This window comes from Brevundimonas alba (assembly GCF_011927945.1).
Classification (GTDB): domain Bacteria; phylum Pseudomonadota; class Alphaproteobacteria; order Caulobacterales; family Caulobacteraceae; genus Brevundimonas; species Brevundimonas alba.
Genome location: NZ_JAATJM010000001.1, coordinates 1,779,096 through 1,797,892 on the forward strand (window position 1 = coordinate 1,779,096; position 18,797 = coordinate 1,797,892).

The window sequence follows — 18,797 nt, forward strand, 5'->3', positions numbered from 1 at the left end:
CCAAAGATGCGAGGGCCAGACAACCACAGGCGCTCGGCCCTGACCAGCCGGGGCGGATGTCGGCCCGCCTCTGGCGCATGGGCCAAAAGCCGCCCTAAGCTGCGCCGTGGAGGGACGCCCATGACCGCTCAGCCCGTCGAGGCCGCACACGATGCGCCGCTCGCATCGCCCGCCGCCGCCGCCGCGAATGGCGTCACCCGCACAGGGGCGACGCGTCTGGACGGGATCGACGCCCTGAGAGGCCTGGTGATCGTCCTGATGGTGCTGGATCACGTGCGCGACTTCGTTCACCGCACCGCCTTCACCGCCGATCCGCTCGCGTTGGGCGACGCCGGCGATCCGGCGCTGTTCATGACCCGCTGGATCACCCACCTGTGCGCCCCGACCTTCGTCTTCCTCGCCGGGGTGTCGATCTGGCTGCAGAAGGCCAACGGCAAGCCGCGGCCCGAGTTGAGCCGGTTCCTGCTGACCCGCGGCGCCTGGCTGATCGTGCTCGAGCTGACGCTGGTGGAGTGGGGCTTCAACTTCGGCGGTGGACTGTTCCTGCAGGTCATCTGGGCCATTGGGGCGTCGATGCTGGTGATCGCGGCGCTGATCTGGCTGCCGCGATTCGCCATTCTGGCGCTGGGGGCGCTGGTCATCGTCGGGCATCAGGCGGTGGGGCCGGTGGAGCCGGCCGATTTCGGGCCCGCCGGTCCTGTGTGGCAGTTCGCCGTCGAGTTCGGTCCGGCGCCCTTCGGCGGCTTCATCGCCTATCCGGTCGTGCAGTGGCTCGGGATCATGATGGTCGGCTACGGCCTCGGCGGCCTGTTCACGCGACCAGAGCCGGCCCGGACCCGTGCGGTGCTGATGCTGTCGGGCGGACTGCTCGTCGCCTTCGCCGTGATCCGGGCGGTGAACGGCTATGGCGATCCGCGGCCGTGGGCCATGCAGGAAGATGGGCTGTGGACCGCCCTGTCGTTCATCAATGTCGCGAAATATCCGCCGTCGCTCGATTATGTGCTGGTGACGCTGGGGGTGTCGCTGGCGTTGCTGCCGTTGCTCGAGCGGCTGTGGCGGCCGGCGAGGGGGGTCTTGCTGACCTTTGGGCGAACGCCACTGTTCACCTATCTGCTGCACGTCTGGCTGGCGCATGGGCTGGCGCTGGCGGCAGGCGTGGCGATGGGCGTGCCGGCGTCGGCCTTCTTCAACATGCTGGCCGATCCGAGCCGGCTGACCGCCGCGGGCTGGGGCTTCGGCCTGCCCGGCCTGTACGCCTTCTGGCTGCTGACGGTCGCGCTGCTCTATCCGGCGTCGCGGTGGTTCGAGGGCGTCAAACGACGCCGCCGCGACTGGTGGCTGGGGTACATCTAGCCCCCGAACGCCGCGTCAGGGCAGGGGAGCGAAGCTCTTTTCCTCGCGCAGGGCGCTGGCCTTGCGGACCGCGACCGGCGCGGCGTGGAGCCAGTAGTCGGCGTCCTCCAGCCGATTGCTGCGCAGCCGCTCGACGCCACGTCTGCGCCTGAGCGCGGCGTTCTCGAGCAGGCGCGCATGCAGGGCGCGGGGCGGCAGTTCGACGATGGCGGGGGAGCCGGGGACGGCGACGGCGTCGGGGCCTTGGGGCTCCACCGCCGGGCGGGCGATGGCGATAAACATGGGCTACTGTCACTCTCGGGACGGCTCCGCGATCTTGGCCGGGAGGCCGCCAAACTCCGTCGGCTTCTTCGACGGCATGCATGGTTAATCCACAGGCTTGTGGACAGTTCCGAACTGCTCATAAAAATGTGCGTGGAATCAGGCGGTTATGAACGCGGTTTCGCCTTTGTGGTTAACAAAAGGTAAAAGGCCCCGAACCCTGAGTCGCGCGCTATAAGGGCGACGTGCGCTTCGACGAACGCTTCCTTGAAGAACTGAAGGCCCGCCTTCGGCCGTCCGACATCATCGGACGGACGGTGAAGCTCAAGCGACAGGGACGCGAGTACGTCGGCCTGTCGCCCTTCTCGAAGGAGAAGTCGCCGTCGTTCTTCGTCAATGACGACAAGGGCTTCTTCCACGACTTCTCGTCGGGCAAGCACGGCGACGTCATCAGCTTCCTGCAGGAGACCGAGCGGCTGTCCTTCGTCGAGGCCGTGCAGCGGCTGGCTGGCGAGGCGGGGATGGCTCTGCCGGCCGAGGATCCGCAGGCGGCGGAGCGGGAGGTCAGGAAGCAGGGCCTGACCGACTGGATGGACCTGGCCCAGAAATGGTTCGCGGCCAATCTGCGACGGTCGCCGGGCAAGGCGGCGCGCGAATATCTGGAGAAGCGAGGCCTGCCCGAAGACCAGTGGGAGCGGTTCGGGCTCGGCTATGCGCCGAACGACCGCGAGGGGCTGAAGGCGGCGCTGGTGCAGCGGGGGGCGAAGCCGGGCGATCTGGTCGAGGCGGGCATGCTGATCGCGCCGGAGGGCGGCGGGACGCCTTACGACCGGTTCCGGGACCGGCTGATGTTCCCGATCCTCGACGCGCGCGGGCGGATCGTCTCGTTCGGGGGGCGGGCGATGAACCCGGACGACCGGGCGAAGTATCTGAACGGACCGGAGAGCCCCCTCTTCCACAAGGGCGCGACCCTGTACGGCCTGCCGGAGGCGCGGCGCATCCTCGGGGCGGAGAGTCGGGACAGCCAGGCCATCGTGGTGGTCGAGGGCTATATGGATGTGATCGCCTGCCAGCGGGCGGGCATCCCGGCCGTGGCGCCGATGGGCACCGCCCTGACCGAAGAGCAGATGGAGCGGCTGTGGCGGGTCTCGTCGGAGCCGGTGCTGTGCTTCGACGGTGACGCGGCGGGACGGCGGGCGGCGTATCGGGCCATAGAGCGGGCGATGCCCCAGTTGAAGCCGGGGCGGTCGTTCCGCTTCGCCCTGCTGGAGGCGGGGCAGGATCCGGACGATATCCTGCGCGACCGGGGAGCCCCAGCGCTGCGGCAGGCGCTGGCGGCGACGAGGCCGTTCTCGGAGGTTCTGTTCCAGAAGGAGGCGGAGGCAGAGCCGCTGGACACGCCCGAGCGCCGGGCCGGACTGAAGGGTCGGCTGCGGCAGGCGGCCTCGGCGGTGCAGGACAAGGATCTGGCGGAACAGTACCGGCGCGACCTGTTCGAGCGGTTCGACGTCCTGTTTCCGGCGCGGCGCGCTCCAGCCGGTTCACCGCCGACAGGACCGGGCGGACGCTGGCGGCCGGGCCCGCCACCCAAGCTGGGTCAGACGGCGGAGGGGGCGCAGGCGATGCAGTCGCTGGCCCGCTCGATAGAGCCTGTGGCCGCGGCGCTGGCGCATGGCGCGGTGGACGATCCGGAGCGGATGGATGACCACCTCGAGGCCATCGCCGCCCACGGGTTCGGCGATCCGGCTCTGGACGGGCTGGCGCAGGAGATGGTCCGGCTGCGGTTCTCGGGGCAAGACCTTGACTCGGCGGCGCTGCGTCGCCATCTGGCGCAATCGGGTCATGGCGTCTTGATGCACGAGGTCGAGAAGGCGGCGGCAAAGTCCGGCGCGCCCTTCCTGGCCACAGACAAGCCCCTCGGCGAGGCGCGGATCCGATGGTCGCAGGCGTTCGACGCGCTCACCCGCGTGGCGGCGCTGGAGGATGCCCTGACTTCGGCGCGTGGCGTGCCGGGGCAGGACGAGGCGTTTCGCCGGCTGAAGGCCGAGCGTGACGTCCTGCGTCGTGCGATCAAAACCGGCGAGATTTGGGAAGACAGCGCGGGTTCGTAACAAACGACCCCGCCACACGTTGTATTTGGCGGACGGCCTGATCAGCCTCCGCCCGGAGAAGACTGAATGAGTGCGCAGACCGAGACGCAGGAAGCCGAAGTCCAGAGCGACGGCCCGCTGCTCGACCTTACCGACGCCGGGGTGAAGAAATTCATCAAACAGGCCAAGGCGCGCGGCTATGTGACGATGGAGGACCTGAACAAGGTCCTGCCGTCCGAGGAAGTGACGCCCGACGCCATCGAGGACACGCTGGCAATGCTGTCCGAAATGGGCGTCAACGTGGTCGAGGCCGAAGAAGACGCCGAACAGAAGGACGGCGAGGGCGGTGAAGTCGCCGCGACCGCCGAGACCTCCGTCGCCGAAACGCCGGCCAAGGCCGCCTACGACCGCACCGACGACCCGGTGCGGATGTACCTGCGCGAAATGGGCTCGGTCGAGCTGCTGAGCCGCGAGGGCGAGATCGCCATCGCCAAGCGCATCGAGGCCGGCCGCGACGCCATGATCTCGGGTCTGTGCGAGAGCGCGCTGACGTTCGAGGCCATCATGGTGTGGCGCGACGAGCTGGCCAACAACCGCATCCTGCTGCGCGAAGTCATCGATCTGGACGCCACCTATGGCGTGCTGAACCCCTCGTCCCTGCCGCACAACCAGCCCCCGCAGCCGGTCCCGGGCTCGCCCGAGGCCAAGGAAGCGGCGCAGGAGGCGGATGCCGAGAAATCGGAAGAGGACGAGGAGGACGAGGACTTCGACGACGGCGGCGGCATGTCGATCTCGGCGCTCGAGGCCGAGCTGCGCGACGGGGTCATGGAAGTACTGGACGCCATCGCCGGCGACTTCGGCGCCTTCCGCAAGCTGCAGGACAAGCTGGTCGAGGCGCGTCTCAAGGGCGAGGTCCTCAACGCCAAGGACCAGAAGGCCTATGACACGCTGACGGCGACCATCTCCGGCCGCCTGAAGACGATGAAGCTGAACAACAACCGCATCGAGGCGCTGGTCGAGCAGCTCTATGCGATCAACAAGCGTCTGATGGGTCTGGAAGGCCGGCTGCTGCGCCTCGCCGACAGCTACGGCATCTCGCGGCCCGAGTTCCTCAAGGCCTATTTCGGCGCCGAGCTGGACCCGACCTGGGCCGACCGCGTCAAGGAAATGGGCGTGCGCTGGACCAAGTTCAGCGAGAACGAACAGGCCCAGATCGGCCAGATCCGCGGCGACGTCGCGGCTGTGGCCACCGAGGCCGGCCTGCCGATCGACGACTACCGCCGCATCGTCCAGACGGTGCAGAAGGGCGAGCGCGAAGCCCGTCAGGCCAAGAAGGAAATGGTCGAAGCCAACCTGCGCCTCGTCATCTCCATCGCCAAGAAATACACCAACCGCGGCCTGCAGTTCCTGGACCTGATCCAGGAGGGCAACATCGGTCTGATGAAGGCGGTCGACAAGTTCGAATACCGCCGCGGCTACAAGTTCTCGACCTATGCGACCTGGTGGATCCGTCAGGCGATCACCCGCTCGATCGCCGACCAGGCGCGCACCATCCGCATCCCGGTGCACATGATCGAGACGATCAACAAGATCGTCCGCACCAGCCGCCAGATGCTGCACGAGATCGGCCGCGAGCCGACCCCGGAAGAGCTGGCCGAAAAGCTGGCCATGCCGCTGGAGAAGGTCCGCAAGGTCCTCAAGATCGCCAAGGAGCCGATCAGCCTCGAGACCCCGATCGGCGACGAGGAAGACAGCCACCTGGGCGACTTCATCGAGGACAAGAACGCCGTCCTGCCGATCGACGCGGCCATCCAGTCGAACCTGCGCGAGACCACCACCCGCGTGCTGGCGTCGCTGACGCCGCGCGAGGAGCGGGTGCTGCGCATGCGCTTCGGCATCGGCATGAACACTGACCACACGCTGGAAGAGGTCGGCCAGCAGTTCTCGGTCACCCGCGAACGCATCCGCCAGATCGAGGCCAAGGCCCTGAGGAAGCTGAAACACCCGAGCCGGAGCCGGAAACTGCGGAGCTTCCTGGACAGCTGAGGTCGGGCAGCAGGCAACAGGCAGCAGGCAACAGGGGCCCGGTGGAAACGCCGGGCCCTTTTGCGTTGGCGGCGGGCAAGCCGCCGCCCTCATAAGGCGAGCCAACCGCCGTCTGCACTCAGGACAAGAGAAACTCCTATTCCCTGTCCTGCCTGTCTGGTACGCCATTCGTGGCGAAATACGGGCGGGGGAAGCACCTTGAGAAACAAGCTGATGCTGGCCGCGTCGGTCTGGCTGCTAGGGACTTCCGCTCTGGCGGGCGAAACGATCTTGCGGGGCCCTACGCCCGACTGGATACCGGCGGTTGCGCCGCATTTGTCCAACTTGCCGGACAACCCGTCGCAACACGTTCGCTATGAATTGGTCGAAAGTCATGTGCGCGCTTTCGGCACCCATACCGAAAGCTATGTCCGCATCCGGCTGCGGGTGTTGACCCCCCTTGGTCTCCAACAGGCCTCGCAACTGGGACTGGAATGGAACCCGGCCTTGCAGACGCCGACCGTCCACCACGCCCAGATCATCCGCGCGGGCGAAACCTCTGACATTCTGGAGAAGGCCGACTTCACCATTCTCCGCCGGGAAGCGGCGCTGGAGCAGTCGCTGCAGATCAATGGCGTCCTGACGGGTGTTCTCGTGAACCCTGACATCCGGGTGGGCGACACGATCGACTTTGCGTATTCCATTCGCACCCAGTTCGACGTCTTCAACAACCCGCTTGAAGCGATGGCCTATTCCCACTCCCCTATCCCTGTCGATCTGGGGACAATGTCCATCAGCTGGCCTGTGTCGATGAGGGTGCAAACCCGCGCTGGACGCCACGCCACCCTTCCCCCGATCACCGAGCAGGGCGGCTTCAACGTGCTCGTCAACCGCTTGACCGACGCCGGCGGTGAAACCTATCCGGACACCATCGCCACCCGGTCGCTTCCCGACTACGGCTGGCAGGTCAGCAGCATCCCGCAGTGGGGGACTATCGCGGACCAGATTCGTCCTGCCTATGATCAAGCCAGTTCCATGCCCGATGCCGCCGATCTGGCCGCCCAGGTGGCGCGGATAAGGTCCGAGCACACTACCCCGCAAGCCCGCGCCCTGGCGGCCCTGCGACTGGTTCAGGACGAGGTGCGCTATGTGGCTCTGACGCTCGGCGAGGGCGGGTGGATTCCGGTCGCGGCCAGCGAAGTCTGGGCGACGCGCCAGGGCGACTGCAAGGGCAAGACCGTGCTTTTGGTCGCCCTGCTGAGAGAGCTGGGGATCGACGCCGTTCCCGTGCTGGCGTCCTCGCAGAACCTGTCGCTCGACAAGTATTTGCCGATGGTCAGCGCGTTCGATCATGTGATCGTCAAGGCTCGTATCAACGGCGAGACATATCTGATGGACGGGACGCGTATCGGAGATCGCAGCCTGACTCCGGACGTTCCACTGGTCCACGAGTACGTCCTGCCCATCGTGGAGCGCGCGCGCCTGGAGCAAATTCCGCTCAGATTGCCGGCGCGCCCGACCGGCGGGATGCAGATCGAGATCGACTTTTCCGACGGCATCTACAGCCCTGCGCGCGTTACGCTGACCGACATCGAGCGGGGCAACAGCGCCACGGAAATGCAGGCCGGTGTGGCGCAGGTCCCCGCCGCTGAACTGACCCGTTTGTATGACGAACGCTGGACCGGCTTCCTGAAGGATTACGGTCAGATTTCCGACCTCAGGAGCCAGTGGGAATACCGCGAAGACACGCATGAGTTTGTCGCCAGTGCGACGGCTCACGTCGTCTTCGACTGGAGCGATGGACCGATCGATATCCCCCTGGCTCACGTGACGTGGCAGGGGCTTGAGCCACACAGCAACGAGAGGTTCAGGGACGCCGATTATGGCAAGAGCTTCCCCAGTTCATCGTCATTCCGCACCACCATCATCCTGCCTGAGGGGGATGACGTCGTAGACCTGTCCGTCGAGCCTTACGAGGTTGAGGCCGGCGCGACCCGCTATTTCCGCACGGTCCAGCGCAACGGAAACCGGCTGGAGACGGATCGCGGTTCGGTCACTCTGCGCCCCTATGCCACCGCGGCGGAAGTCCAGACCGAGCAGGCCGGCATGGACAGCTTCAAAGACCTGAGGGCCACCATGCGGGTGAAGCGAGGCTACACCCTGACCGCGGCTGACCGTCAAACGCTGACAGCGGCTCCTGACGGCAATCCGGAGGTCGCCTTGCGCCGCGGTTATGCCCTTATGAACGAAGGCGACTATGCCGGAGCCATCTCGCAGTTCGACGTCGCCATCGGGGCGTTCCCGTCGCCGCATGCCAATGCCCTGGCCAATCGCGCACTGGCCTTTCTGGCGCTGAACGACCTCGAAAAGGCCCGCGCCGATATCGCCGCGGGCGAGGCCGCCGATCCGGACGAGACGATCCTCCTTCATGCGAAAGGGCGTCTGGCCGAAATCGAAGAAGACGATCTGGAGGCCGTTCTGGCCTTTACCGCTGCGCTCCGCTCGTGGCCCGAGAACATCCACGCGCTATACCGACGCGCCGCCGCCTATGAACGGATGGGCCAGTCTGCCCGCGCGCTCGCCGATCTGGAGAGGATCACCGTACTGCGGCCGCAAGACAATGACGCCAGGACGGCGCTGGCGACACAGTTGCTCCGGATGGGCCGGGCTGAACCGGCCTATGAGCAGTTGGGAATGGTGGCCCAGTCCATCGGCTACCCCGAGGCCAAGGTTCAGATGTTCATCGGGGTGGCCCAGTCATTGGCGTCCAGCCTCAGGGACTCGGACCCGGCCAAGGCCGAGGCGGTGCTGACCAACGTCCTGGCAGTCGAATCCGACTTCCCCGCCCTTCTGATCGATCGCGCGCGGATCCGCGAGATGCAGGGCGACAGCCGGGGGGCCGCCGCCGATATGGCGCGGTTCAAGGAGTTGACGCGCATCAACCTTGATGACCCAAGGCAGGCCTGCGTCTTGCCGTCTCTTTTCCGGCACAGCCGGGACGCAGCGCTGACCATGTGCGACAAGGCCCTTGAGCGAAACGTGGACGACGCCGAGCTGCACCGACGGCGCGGATATCTGCTGTACGTCCTGAACCGCGAAGGTGAGGCCGTAGCGGCCTATAGAACGGCGACCGAACTGGACCCGTCCGACCAGAGGGCCAGATACGGTCTGGGCATGGTGCTCAAAGACACCGGACAAGCCGCCGAGGGCGACGCCCTCATGGCCGCGGCATTGAGCGCCGATCCCGAAGCCAATGAAGGGTATGAGTCATCCATGCTCGAGGTCCGCATCAGCGACTAGGGTTGAACGGGGTTGAGGATGGCGGCCCCTCCAGCCTCCCGTCGCCGCCGCCCGGCTTCAGAAGGTCCCCTCCCCATTCGCCAAGAGCGAACGGGAAGGAGACGGCAGGGCGTCGTCGGCGCCCGGCTACTTCCCTTCGAACACCGGGTCGAAGCCAGCCCACATCATGCGCTTGCCGTCGAAGGGCATGTCCATCCCGTCGAAGTCGGGGTCGGACATCATCTGCTCGAAACATTTGTCGGCGGTGGCGCGGTCGGGCCAGCGCAACCACGAGAAGACCACCGCCTCGCCGGGCTCGCGCTTGACGGCGCGGGGGAAGCTGGTGGTCTCGCCCTCCGGGATGTCCTCGCCCCAGGTCTCGACCTGTTCGAGGGCGCCGTATTTCTGGAACAGCGGCCAGGACTGGCGGGCGGAGGCGATGTAGGCCGCCTTGTTCTCGATCTTCACGGGGATGAGGAAGCCGGTGACGTAGCTCATAGGGTTTCTCCTTTGCTCCGGTTGAGACTCATGCCGCGTTGAGTTACATATGGCAAGTATGAAGTTAGAAAAAATAACTAGCGAGCGGGGGCGGCGGTACGAGGACGCGTGCGGGACGGCGCTGGGGCTGGAGATCCTCGGCGAGCGGTGGGCGCTGCTGGTGGTGCGGGAGCTGATGCTGGGGCCGAAGCGGTTCGGGGATCTGCGGTCCAGCCTGCCGGGGCTGAGCGCCAATGTGCTGACGCAGCGGCTGGAGGGACTGGAAGCAGCGGGGGTGCTGGTGCGGCGCAGGCTGCCGCCGCCGGCGTCGGTGCAAGTCTATGAGCTGACGGAGTGGGGGCTGGAGGCCGAGCCGATCATCTCGGCCATGGGGCGGTGGGCGGCGCGGTCGCCGGACCACGACGCCAGCCTGCCGCTGAGCCCGGTGGGGCTGATGCTGTCGTTCCGGACCATGTTCGATGCGGGCAGGGCGGATGGGGCGCGGGCGACGCTGGGGTTCCGGTTCGGGGCGGAGAGCTTCGTGGTGCGGGTGGCGGATGGAGCGCTGACGGCCGCGCGCGCCGACGCTGGGGGGGCGGAGGCGGTGCTGACCGGCTCGCCCGAGGCGGTGGCGGCGGTGGTCTATGGCGACGAGGCGGGGGCGGCGGCGCGGATGGCGGAGCTGCTGACGGTCGAGGGGGACGGGGCGGCGTTCCTTCGCTTCGCCCGTTGGTTCGAACTGCCGCCCAAGGCCGAACGGCCCGCAGGCTGAAGGCTCCGGCGAGCGGCGTTCGCTGAATCGACAGCCGGGGCCGGACGTGGTTGGCTGGGGCCATGATCAGCCTGGCTCATCTGAAGCATCGTCTGGGGCAGTACGCCGCCGCGTGGGTGGCGGGGTTCCTGCTGGCCGGGGCGGCGATCCTGGCGGGGCTGTGGTTCGCGGATCTGATGACGGCGGCGGACTGGGTGCTGCCGGTGGGGCTGGCGGCGGTGGCTCTGGCGCTGGGGGCGGGCGTGGTGGCCAGCCTTGTGTCGGGCGAGACGGTGGGGACCAAGCTGGCGGTGGTGGTGCTGGCGGTGCTGCTGGTATTGCCGCTGCTGTGGGCGCCGGTTTCGGCGGCGGTGGCGATCGCCTTCTTCGCGGACCGGTCGATCGAATATTCGGAGGCCTATGCGGCGTTCCAGATCGGGGTGTCGCGGGTGCTGTTCCCGATCGGGGAGGCGCTGGGCGACGGCGACCTGTTCGGCTGGATGTGGAGCGCGTTCCAGTGGGTGTCGACGGTGGTCGGCTTCGTCTCGGCCCTGGCCAAGGTGTGGCCGATGGTGCGGCGGCTGCTGGGACCGGAGCCGGCTCCGGAGGTCTGAAGCCGGCGGCGTCAGAATATCCGGGGTTGTAGATGACCGAACTGTAATGTTCGGACGGCTCTATTCTGGCCCTCAGCATGACCAAGAAGTAACTATCGAAGCGCGGGTGCGCTCTCTAGTTGTTCGAGGCAGTTTCGGGAGACGACTCCCGCGGCCTCGGGGGGAGCCTGTCGTGAATTCAATCCGCTTTATGCTGCTGGTCGGCACGGCCCTGGCCACGACGGCCGGAGCGGCCGTGGCCCAGACGTCGCCCCAGACTCCGCCGACGGCTCCGCGCACACAGACGCCGCCGCCGCCGCCCGCCGACGCTGAGGCGAAGGATGACGAGGCCGAGGCCACGACGGTCGACGAGGTCGTCGTCCAGGGCCGCCAGACCGATGTGCGCACCTCGGTCGATTCGATCAGCTACAGCCTCGCCGACGACCTGCAGGCGCGGACGGGCAGCCTGGCCGACGCCCTGCGCAATGTGCCTTCGGTGGATGTGGACCCGCAGGGGAATGTGTCGCTGCGCGGGGATTCCAACGTCACCATCCTGATCGACGGACGCCCATCGGGCATGCTGAGCGGCGAGAGCCGGGCGCAGGCGCTGCTGCAGCTGCCGGCCGACAGCTACGCCCGCATCGAGGTGATGACCAATCCGTCGGCGGCCTACAGCCCCGAGGGGTCGGGCGGCGTCATCAATCTGATCACCAAGCCGACGGCGGTGCGTCCGGGCGCGACGACGACGGGATCGCTGCGGGTCAACGCCGGCGAGGAGGGGCGTTACAACGTCGGCCTCAGCGCCGCCTACAGCCGCGACCGGCTGACGCTGTCGGGCGATCTGGGCCTGCGCCACGACAGCATCCTGCAGGAGGTCGACCGCTTCCGCGAGGTGAACGCCGGCGGCGGCGTGTTCCTCGAGAGCCGCCAGAGCCAGGACATCGATTCCACGCTGGACGGCCGGTTCGGGCGGCTGACGGCGGAATACAAACTGACCGACAAGACCCAGCTGACCGGCGAACTGCGGGCCCAGCGCTTCAGCAACGACGGCGTGGGCGTGGAGCTGTTCGAGGGCGAGAACGCGGGGGGGACGGTGGACCGTTCGTATCGCCGCGACAGCGAGGGCGGCTTCGATGGTCAGGGCGAGGGCGCAACGGCCCGGGTGCTGCATCGTTTCGACGATCAGGGCCATGAATGGTCGAACGAGCTGCGCATCGACCACGGACGCAACGAGTTCGAGCAGGCGACGGTCACGGACCCGATCCTGCCGGCGGGGCCGGACGTCTATGAGCTGGTGCGGAACCGCACCGAGTTCACGATCATGGGACTGACCAGCGCCTACATCCGGCCGCTGTCGGACGGGGGCAAGCTGCGGCTGGGCTATGAGCTGGAGACGCGGCAGCCGGAGATCGGCAATGCGGTCAGCCGCGGGCCTTCGCCGGGCGCGCTGACGCCGGACCCGACGGTGACCAACCAGTTCAACGCCGAACAGGCGGTGCATGCGGTCTATGGCACCTGGGAGCGGCCGTTCGGCAAGCTGACGGCGCAGGCCGGCCTGCGGCTGGAATACACCGAGATCGACCTCGACCAGGTGACCAGCGGCATCCAGGTGTCGAACGACTATTTCCGCGCCTATCCGACCCTGCACCTCGGCTATGAACTGAGCGACGACCAGACCCTGCGCGCCAGCTACAGCCGGCGGGTGCAGCGGCCGCAGCCGTTCGACCTGAACCCGTTCCTCGTGTTCCAGGACCCGTTCAACTACCGCTCGGGCAATCCGCAGCTGGAGCCGCAGGAGACGGATTCCTACGAGCTGATGTGGCAGCGGCGCGTGCAGCAGACCTTCTATCAGGCGACGCTGTATTTCCGCGACACCAGCAAGGCCTTCACCCAGGTCAGCACCGATATCGGCGGCGGCATCTTCGTGACCCGGCCCGAGAACCTCGGCGCGCGGCGGGACCTCGGGTTGGAGCTGACCGGCAACGGCAAGCTGCTCGAGACCCTGCGCTACAACGCCAGCATCAATGTCTTCCATCAGGAGATCGACGCCTCAGGCATTCCGGGGGCCCAGGACAGTTCGGGCACGGTGGTATCGGGCCGGGCCAATCTGAACTGGCAGCCGACGCCCGAGGACTTCCTGCAGATCTCCGGCCTGTGGCAGGGCGAGTCGCTGCAGGCGCAGGGCGTCCGGGAAGCCGGCGGCATGATCAACCTGGGCTACCGCCGCAAGCTGTCGGACAAATGGGCCTTCCAGGCGACGGTTCGTGACGTGTTCGACGAGTTCGGCGACGTCACGGTCTTCGACACGCCCGCCTTCCGCGAGCGGACCGAGCGCCGCTTCGGCGGCCGCGCCTGGTACGTCGGTCTGACCTATTCGTTCGGTCAGGGGCCGCGCCGTCAGGAGCCGCAGTTCGACTTCTCGGCGCCACAGACGGGCGGCTGATTCAGCGCCGCCCGGGATCCCAGCCGGGAAGGGCGGCGGCCTGTCTGATCCAGTCCGCCATCCGGGCTTCGTCCAACGGGTCGGTCTCGTGAATGTCGATCCAGCGGGCGTTCTTGCTGCGCTCGGTCCCGCCCGGCGGGATCGGGTCCAGAGATGTACCTTCGAAGAAGGTGACCTTCACGTAGCGGGTCAGGACGTGGAACGACAGGAACCATCCCTTGCCCTCCATGCCGTAGAAGGGCGAGTTCCAGCGCACAGCCTTGCGTACGTCCGGCGCGGTGCGGACGATCAGGGCGTCCAGCCGGGCGCCAAGATCGCTTTTCCAACCCGGCATCGCGGCGATATAGGCCTGCACCGGCGCGTCGCCGTCGGCCTTGGCGATCTGTGGATTGCCGCCCGAGAGCAGAACGACCTCAGGCACGGCTGGACGCCTTGGCCTTCGGCGCCCTGGCCGCGTTCACGGCGACGGCCGACTGGATCAGCGCCTTGAACGCCGCGGCGTCGATCTCGGAGCCTTGCAGGATGTCGATCGCGCGGCGGGTCGCGCCGTCGAGGCTGGAGTTGAACAGGCCCGCCGGGTCGGCGACGGCCGCGCCGTGGGCAAAGGTCATTTTGACGGCCTTCTTGTAGGCCTCGCCCGTGCAGATGATGCCGTTGTGAGACCAGACCGGCGTGTTCCACTTCCACTCCTCGACGACGTCGGGGGCCGCCTCGTGGATCAGGGCGCGGACCCGGGCCAGCGTTTCGCCGCGCCAGTCGCCCAGCGCGGCGATGCGCTGGTCGATCAGGCGGGAGGCGGGAACGCCGACATCGGCGGCGGCCATGGACTTTCCGAAGGACATGAGGATCGCTCCCTGTGCGTTGCGGTTCGTGGCTCAGGCGGGTTGGGCGAGCACGTCCTCGAGCTTGCCGAAGAACTGGGCCCAGCCGACGCGGGCGCCGCCGAGGGCCTGTTTCTGGGTGGGCCGGAAGCCGGCCTGTTCCATCCGCAGGTGGGTCCCGGCGGCGGTGGGGCTGAGGGTGAAGGTGACGACGCTGTCCAGATTGTAGGCCGGGTCGTCGTGGGCGAAGTTCCAAGTGTAGGCGAGGGTCCGGTTGGGCTCGACGACCAGCACCTCGCAATCTAGCACGCCGCCCCAGTCGCCGCGCAGGTTGAAGCGGTGGCCGACATCGGGACGGAAGTCATTCTTCATCAGCCAGGCCTCGATCAGGTGCGGCTGGGTGAGGGCGCGCCAGAGCTTCTCGGGCGGTGCGGCGAACTCGCGCTCGACAACGACGGAGCGGGTTTCAACGGCGGCGTCGGTCATTGATCCATCCTCTTGAGCAGGTCTTCCAGGTCGTCGAAGCGGGCTTCCCAGAAGCCGGCCATGTCGCGGGTCCAGTCCATCAGCGGGGCGAGGGCGCCGATTTGCGCGCTGTAGTGGGTCTGACGGCCTGCGGGGCGGTCGCTGACGAGGCCCGCCAGCTTCAGCACGCCGAGGTGTTTCGAGACCGCGGGCTGGGAGACGCCGGCGCGGGCGGTCAGCGCCCCCACGGTCTGCTCGCCGTCGCGGCACAGCCCCTCGAAGATCGCCCGGCGGGTCGGATCGGCGAGGGTTCTGAAGAGAATGTCCGGCGAGGTGTGCATCTGAACCGATAACCAATGGGCTATGGGTCGGACGTATAACCAGCGAGATATGGATGAGTCAAGCGGCGGCCGTGGGGCCTGTTCACTGGCTGGACTTGCGGTGAACCGGGGCCGGAGTCATCGTCGGCGCATGACCACCCAACCGCCGGCGGGCGAACGCTTCCAGAGCTTCTCGGCCTTCTACCCGTACTACATCCACGAGCATTCGAACCGGACGTGCCGGCGGATCCACGTGGTGGGGTCGGCGCTGGTTCTGGCGGCGCTGGTCACGGCGGTCGTGACGCTGAACCCGTGGTGGCTGCTGGCCATGCCACTGGTCGGCTACGGCTTCGCCTGGGTCGGGCATTTCTTCTTCGAGAAGAACCGGCCGGCCACGTTCAAATACCCGCTGTGGAGCCTGATGGGCGACTGGCGGATGTTCTTCGAGACCATCACCGGCAAGCGCCGGTTCTAGCGGCCGTGCCGAGGATCAGCGCGGTCGCCGCAGCCATCTGCGGGTCGCGCCCCAAGGCGATGTCCATGGCGGAGGTCGCGACTTCCACGTCCGGGAAGATGGGCGCGTCCGGCTGCGGCGTATCCGGAAAGCTGGCGATCAGAGGCAGGTCGACGACGATTCCCGAGGCCGGCAGGCGGAGGAAGAAGAAGGCGCCTCCGTTGATGCCGCGACGGTTTCCGCCGGTGGCCTGACCCAGCAGAGTGGCGAGGCCGTTGTCCTTGACCATCTGGGCGAACTGGAAGGTCGCCGAACTGTTCGACGCATCGCAGAGGACGACGACCGGGCCGGCGAAACGCCGCCCCTCGGGCCGGATGATGAAGGTTTCCCCGTCTTCGTCGTAGCGCGTGAGCCGATAGAAGCCCCGATCGTCAGGACCGGCGGCGGCGTCGCCCCAGTCAAGGAAGCTGCGGTCCCAGGTTTCCAGGTGCGGATGAAGCGCGTCTGGCGCACGGCGGTAGCGGACGAAGCGCTGGGTGCGGGAGAGGGCGAGATCCCGGTCTATGAGGCGGCTGATGATGACATTGCCACAGTCGAGCCCGCCTTCGTTGCCGCGCAGGTCGACGATCAGACCGCGCGCGCCTTCCGCGGAAAGGTCGTCCATCGTCTGACCCAGCCATGCCTGCCATGCGAAGTCGGAATCGTAGAGGGCCCAGCCCGGCATGGTCAGGCGAGCGACGCCATCGGGGCCGGTCTCCATGGAGCATGGATTGGCGCCGGACGGCCGTTCCGGAGCGCCCGCCGCCTTTCGTTGGGCAAGTGTCAGAAGGGGTGCACGGACAATCCGACCGTTCTCGAGCGTGAAATCGGCGGCGTCGGAGAGGCCGGGCAGGACAAGCGGCAGGTGAATGTCGAAGGTTTCGAAGCCATCGTCGCCCCGCACCTCCATCAGGCTGATGCGTTTGCCGTCATTGTCGCCGTCCGCCCGTGCGAGCGGAATGAGCCGGTCCAGGATATCGCCTGCGCGAACGCCCTCGATCGCCTCGATGGCGCTTCCCCTCGGGAAGAGCCCAGCGCCGGAATCGTCGCGCAGCACAATCATGCTCCGGCCGATCCAGCGGAAGCGGAATGGAACCAGAGCGCGATCCGGATAGAGCTGCGCGACCACCAGGTCGCCGCCGTTGTAGGGACTGGGGTAGGTGTGGCCGCACTTCACCAAGGCGGTAACGCGGGTGAGGGCGAGGAAGCGTTCGCGGAAGGAGGCCGGCGTCCGCCATGCATCCGCAAGTCCGTCCAGCCTCGCAGCGATCTGCTCGGGACTGCTGTAGCGGTGAATGCCCGGGTGCATGGTCTCCCAGGCCTGACGCAGGATCGCAACGTCGCCGCTCCAGTCATCCGCAAGGGGCGCGGCGCGGGCCGGAGCGGTCGAGGCGAGGGCGAGCGCGCCCGTCATCTGGAACAGGCGGCGGCGGCTGAGATGGGTCATTCGGGACTCCACGGTGCGGTCGGGAGACATTGGCTCCGGTCAGAGCGCGACGCGCCTCAGTTTCGCTTCAGGGTCCGCAAAGTCATGATCTGAGACGGATCGGCGGTATTGAGAGGGGGCCATTCCGAAGCGGGACTTGAACGCTCGATTGAAGCTGGCCTTGGACGCGAACCCCATGTCGAAGGCGAGATCGAGGAGGTCCGCATCCGGGTCGGCGCGCAGGGCCCCGGCGACACCCTCAGCCCGAAGGCCGTTGACGAAGGTCGAGAAATTCACGCCGAGGCCGAGGTTGAGCGCGCGTGAGAGGCGGCCGGTGTTGGTCCCGAGCAGGCGGGACAGCCTCGGCAGGGTGAGGTCAGGTTCGCGCCACCATCCGGCCTCCCGCACACGATGGTCCACGTCGGTGGCCACGACCGCCCAGTCAGGAGGCGGTGACGACGTCGGCGGCTCCGCGACGACCGGAGGCAGTGGGGCGGGAAGCGGAACAGGCAGGGCGCCATGACGCCAGCCGGCTACGCCGAGGTAGAGGCCGAGCGCGGCCAGGGCGAGATAGAGGCCGGTCTCCTGGAAGAAGTCGATGCCGCCAGTGATCAGGGACCAAAGCCAGAAGCCGGTCTGTGTCACAAGACCGATCAGGATCGCCGCTTGAAGCCGTCCGAGCCAACGAGCGGAGAAGCGATCATCGTCGCTGCGCTGATCCGCCAGCCGGGTGCGTTGCCGCCGCAGGACGCCGCGCAGGGCAAAGGCATAGGCGGCGAGGCTGACGATCTCCATCGCCTGAAACAGCGGAGCCACGAACGTCCGATGGCCGCCCGTGTACCAGTCCCACTTCAGATCGGCAGGCAGCAGGAAACAGAGGGCGAACCAGGCGAGCTGCAGGACGGGCGGAGCGAGATGCGCGCGCCAGCGCGGTGGAAGACGTCCGTCCGCGAGGGAGGCGGCATAGCCGTACAGCAGCGGCCCGACCGCCAGCGGGATGGCGAAAGGCGCGAAGGTCAGCCAGCGGAAGGCGTCATAGAAGCCCGCGAAGCCGATCGCATAGGGGATGAGCAGGCCGGCGAGAACGGCGAGCAAGGCCGCCAGCGTCCGGTTGGCTACGCGGTTTCCCGTCTCAACGAGCAGGGCGACGGCGAGCAGGAGAATCTGCAGCGTCGCCAGACCGAGCAGCGCGGTCCGCCATCCGAGATAGAGATCAGCGCCCTCCATCCGGGGACGCTAACCCGGCGCGGCGGGCCGTGGAACAGAGACTATTGCGAGCCGACGCTGGTGGCGGCGGAGGCCATCAGGGTGGACTGGCTGGGCTGTGCGTCCCACGACGGCGGGCAGCCGTCGAAGCGGCCGGCGTCCACGAGCGTCAGGCGGCGCTGGTTGAAGCGCATGGCCGGCTGCATCGAGCCGCGGCCCTGGCCGGTGAAGATGTCGATCTTCTGGCCCTTGATCGCGCCGCCCGTATCGGAGGCGTACCAGTAGCCATCGTGGATGGAGCCGTCGGCCATGCGCATGCCGACCGTTTCCGGAATGAAGACGCGGGTGCGGCGGGGAATGTAGCGGGGGTCGGTGGCGATGGTGCGCATCGGCACGGGACGGCATCCGAGGCTGTCGTTGCCCGTCGCTCCGCCGCCGCCCGCATGGTAAAGGTTGACGCGCGCGGTCCAGCGCGGGTCCGTATCCATCAGGGCCTGCTGTTCGGCGTTCATACCCGCCATGCCGCTGTCGGAACCTTCGGTCGCGGGCTCCGTTGATTCCACGACCCGGTCGGCTGCAACCGCGGCTTCGTAGGAAACGGGATCACCCTGAACCGCCCCATGAGCGGGGAAGGCCATCGCCCAGAAAAGGGCGAACGCAGCGGCACTGCCGACCATGATTCGACTCGCGTAAGCACCGGCCCCTGTCCGTCCGGCGGGGCGCTTGTCGTCAAGGAATGTGGCGAAAACCAGACATTCGAGCCCGGGTGCGACCACCTGTCCGGTCAAGCGGTG

The 18,797-nt window shown here is 67.5% G+C and carries 17 protein-coding genes; 8 read left to right on the top strand and 9 right to left on the bottom strand.

What is annotated here, in order from left to right:
* Positions 1-120: 120 nt before the first annotated feature.
* The gene (locus tag GGQ87_RS08650; protein WP_168046580.1) at positions 121-1,353 is read left to right on the top strand and encodes an acetyltransferase domain-containing protein; all 1,233 of its coding nucleotides are present in this window, start codon (positions 121-123) and stop codon (positions 1,351-1,353) included.
* Between the two features lie 15 nt (positions 1,354-1,368).
* Here GGQ87_RS08650 and GGQ87_RS08655 read toward each other — a convergent pair whose 3' ends face one another.
* Complete coding sequence (locus GGQ87_RS08655) at positions 1,369-1,635, bottom strand: hypothetical protein (RefSeq protein WP_168046582.1); 267 nt, start codon at positions 1,633-1,635, stop codon at positions 1,369-1,371.
* 224 nt (positions 1,636-1,859) lie between these two features.
* On the opposite strand from GGQ87_RS08655, the gene dnaG reads away from it, so the two are divergent.
* From dnaG to GGQ87_RS08670, 3 genes are all read left to right on the top strand, one after another.
* Positions 1,860-3,725: a DNA primase gene (dnaG, locus tag GGQ87_RS08660; protein ID WP_168046584.1), complete on the top strand. Its 1,866-nt coding sequence runs from the start codon at positions 1,860-1,862 to the stop codon at positions 3,723-3,725.
* Positions 3,726-3,791: 66 nt separating this feature from the next.
* Positions 3,792-5,750: an RNA polymerase sigma factor RpoD gene (gene rpoD / locus GGQ87_RS08665; RefSeq protein WP_168046586.1), complete on the top strand. Its 1,959-nt coding sequence runs from the start codon at positions 3,792-3,794 to the stop codon at positions 5,748-5,750.
* 198 nt (positions 5,751-5,948) lie between these two features.
* Entirely contained in the window at positions 5,949-9,029 is a 3,081-nt protein-coding gene (locus GGQ87_RS08670; protein WP_168046588.1) for a DUF3857 domain-containing protein, read from the top strand.
* A 126-nt stretch (positions 9,030-9,155) separates the two neighbouring features.
* Here GGQ87_RS08670 and GGQ87_RS08675 read toward each other — a convergent pair whose 3' ends face one another.
* On the bottom strand, positions 9,156-9,506 hold the full coding sequence (locus GGQ87_RS08675) for a DUF1428 domain-containing protein (protein ID WP_168046590.1): 351 nt from the start codon (positions 9,504-9,506) through the stop codon (positions 9,156-9,158).
* Positions 9,507-9,564: 58 nt separating this feature from the next.
* Here GGQ87_RS08675 and GGQ87_RS08680 point away from each other — a divergent pair, with 58 nt between their 5' ends.
* The 3 genes from GGQ87_RS08680 to GGQ87_RS08690 all read left to right on the top strand — a co-directional run bounded on the left by GGQ87_RS08680 (position 9,565) and on the right by GGQ87_RS08690 (position 13,272).
* Positions 9,565-10,257 carry a winged helix-turn-helix transcriptional regulator gene (locus GGQ87_RS08680; protein ID WP_168046592.1) on the top strand — a complete coding sequence of 231 codons (693 nt, stop codon included), beginning with the start codon at positions 9,565-9,567 and terminating at the stop codon, positions 10,255-10,257.
* Between the two features lie 62 nt (positions 10,258-10,319).
* Positions 10,320-10,850: a hypothetical protein gene (locus GGQ87_RS08685; RefSeq protein ID WP_168046594.1), complete on the top strand. Its 531-nt coding sequence runs from the start codon at positions 10,320-10,322 to the stop codon at positions 10,848-10,850.
* A gap of 172 nt (positions 10,851-11,022) precedes the next feature.
* Complete coding sequence (locus GGQ87_RS08690) at positions 11,023-13,272, top strand: TonB-dependent receptor domain-containing protein (RefSeq protein WP_342448334.1); 2,250 nt, start codon at positions 11,023-11,025, stop codon at positions 13,270-13,272.
* 1 nt (position 13,273) lies between these two features.
* On the opposite strand, the gene GGQ87_RS08695 is transcribed toward GGQ87_RS08690, so the two are convergent.
* Genes GGQ87_RS08695 through GGQ87_RS08710 form a run of 4 tightly spaced genes read right to left on the bottom strand, consistent with a single transcriptional unit; the run spans position 13,274 to position 14,899 of the window.
* Positions 13,274-13,693, bottom strand: a complete 420-nt coding sequence (locus GGQ87_RS08695) for a DUF1801 domain-containing protein (protein WP_342448335.1) — start codon at positions 13,691-13,693, stop codon at positions 13,274-13,276.
* Positions 13,686-14,114, bottom strand: coding sequence for a DUF1801 domain-containing protein (locus tag GGQ87_RS08700; RefSeq protein ID WP_245161444.1), 429 nt, complete (start codon positions 14,112-14,114; stop codon positions 13,686-13,688). Before GGQ87_RS08700 ends, GGQ87_RS08695 begins: the two co-directional genes overlap by 8 nt.
* 33 nt (positions 14,115-14,147) lie before the next feature.
* A complete protein-coding gene (locus tag GGQ87_RS08705) occupies positions 14,148-14,579 on the bottom strand; it encodes an SRPBCC family protein (protein ID WP_168046596.1) in 432 nt (143 codons plus the stop codon).
* On the bottom strand, positions 14,576-14,899 hold the full coding sequence (locus tag GGQ87_RS08710; protein WP_168046598.1) for an ArsR/SmtB family transcription factor: 324 nt from the start codon (positions 14,897-14,899) through the stop codon (positions 14,576-14,578). Before GGQ87_RS08710 ends, GGQ87_RS08705 begins: the two co-directional genes overlap by 4 nt.
* 130 nt (positions 14,900-15,029) lie before the next feature.
* On the opposite strand from GGQ87_RS08710, the gene GGQ87_RS08715 reads away from it, so the two are divergent.
* Complete coding sequence (locus GGQ87_RS08715) at positions 15,030-15,353, top strand: Mpo1-like protein (protein WP_168046600.1); 324 nt, start codon at positions 15,030-15,032, stop codon at positions 15,351-15,353.
* Here GGQ87_RS08715 and GGQ87_RS08720 read toward each other — a convergent pair.
* The 3 genes from GGQ87_RS08720 to GGQ87_RS08730 are packed head-to-tail and all read right to left on the bottom strand — an operon-like array spanning position 15,331 to position 18,524.
* Positions 15,331-16,818, bottom strand: coding sequence for a S41 family peptidase (locus GGQ87_RS08720; RefSeq protein ID WP_168046602.1), 1,488 nt, complete (start codon positions 16,816-16,818; stop codon positions 15,331-15,333). The two genes, GGQ87_RS08715 and GGQ87_RS08720, sit on opposite strands and share 23 nt — an antisense overlap.
* 39 nt (positions 16,819-16,857) lie before the next feature.
* Positions 16,858-18,024: a helix-turn-helix domain-containing protein gene (locus GGQ87_RS08725; protein WP_168046604.1), complete on the bottom strand. Its 1,167-nt coding sequence runs from the start codon at positions 18,022-18,024 to the stop codon at positions 16,858-16,860.
* Between the two features lie 41 nt (positions 18,025-18,065).
* The gene (locus tag GGQ87_RS08730; RefSeq protein ID WP_245161445.1) at positions 18,066-18,524 is read right to left on the bottom strand and encodes a 3D domain-containing protein; all 459 of its coding nucleotides are present in this window, start codon (positions 18,522-18,524) and stop codon (positions 18,066-18,068) included.
* Between the last annotated feature and the right edge of the window lie 273 nt (positions 18,525-18,797).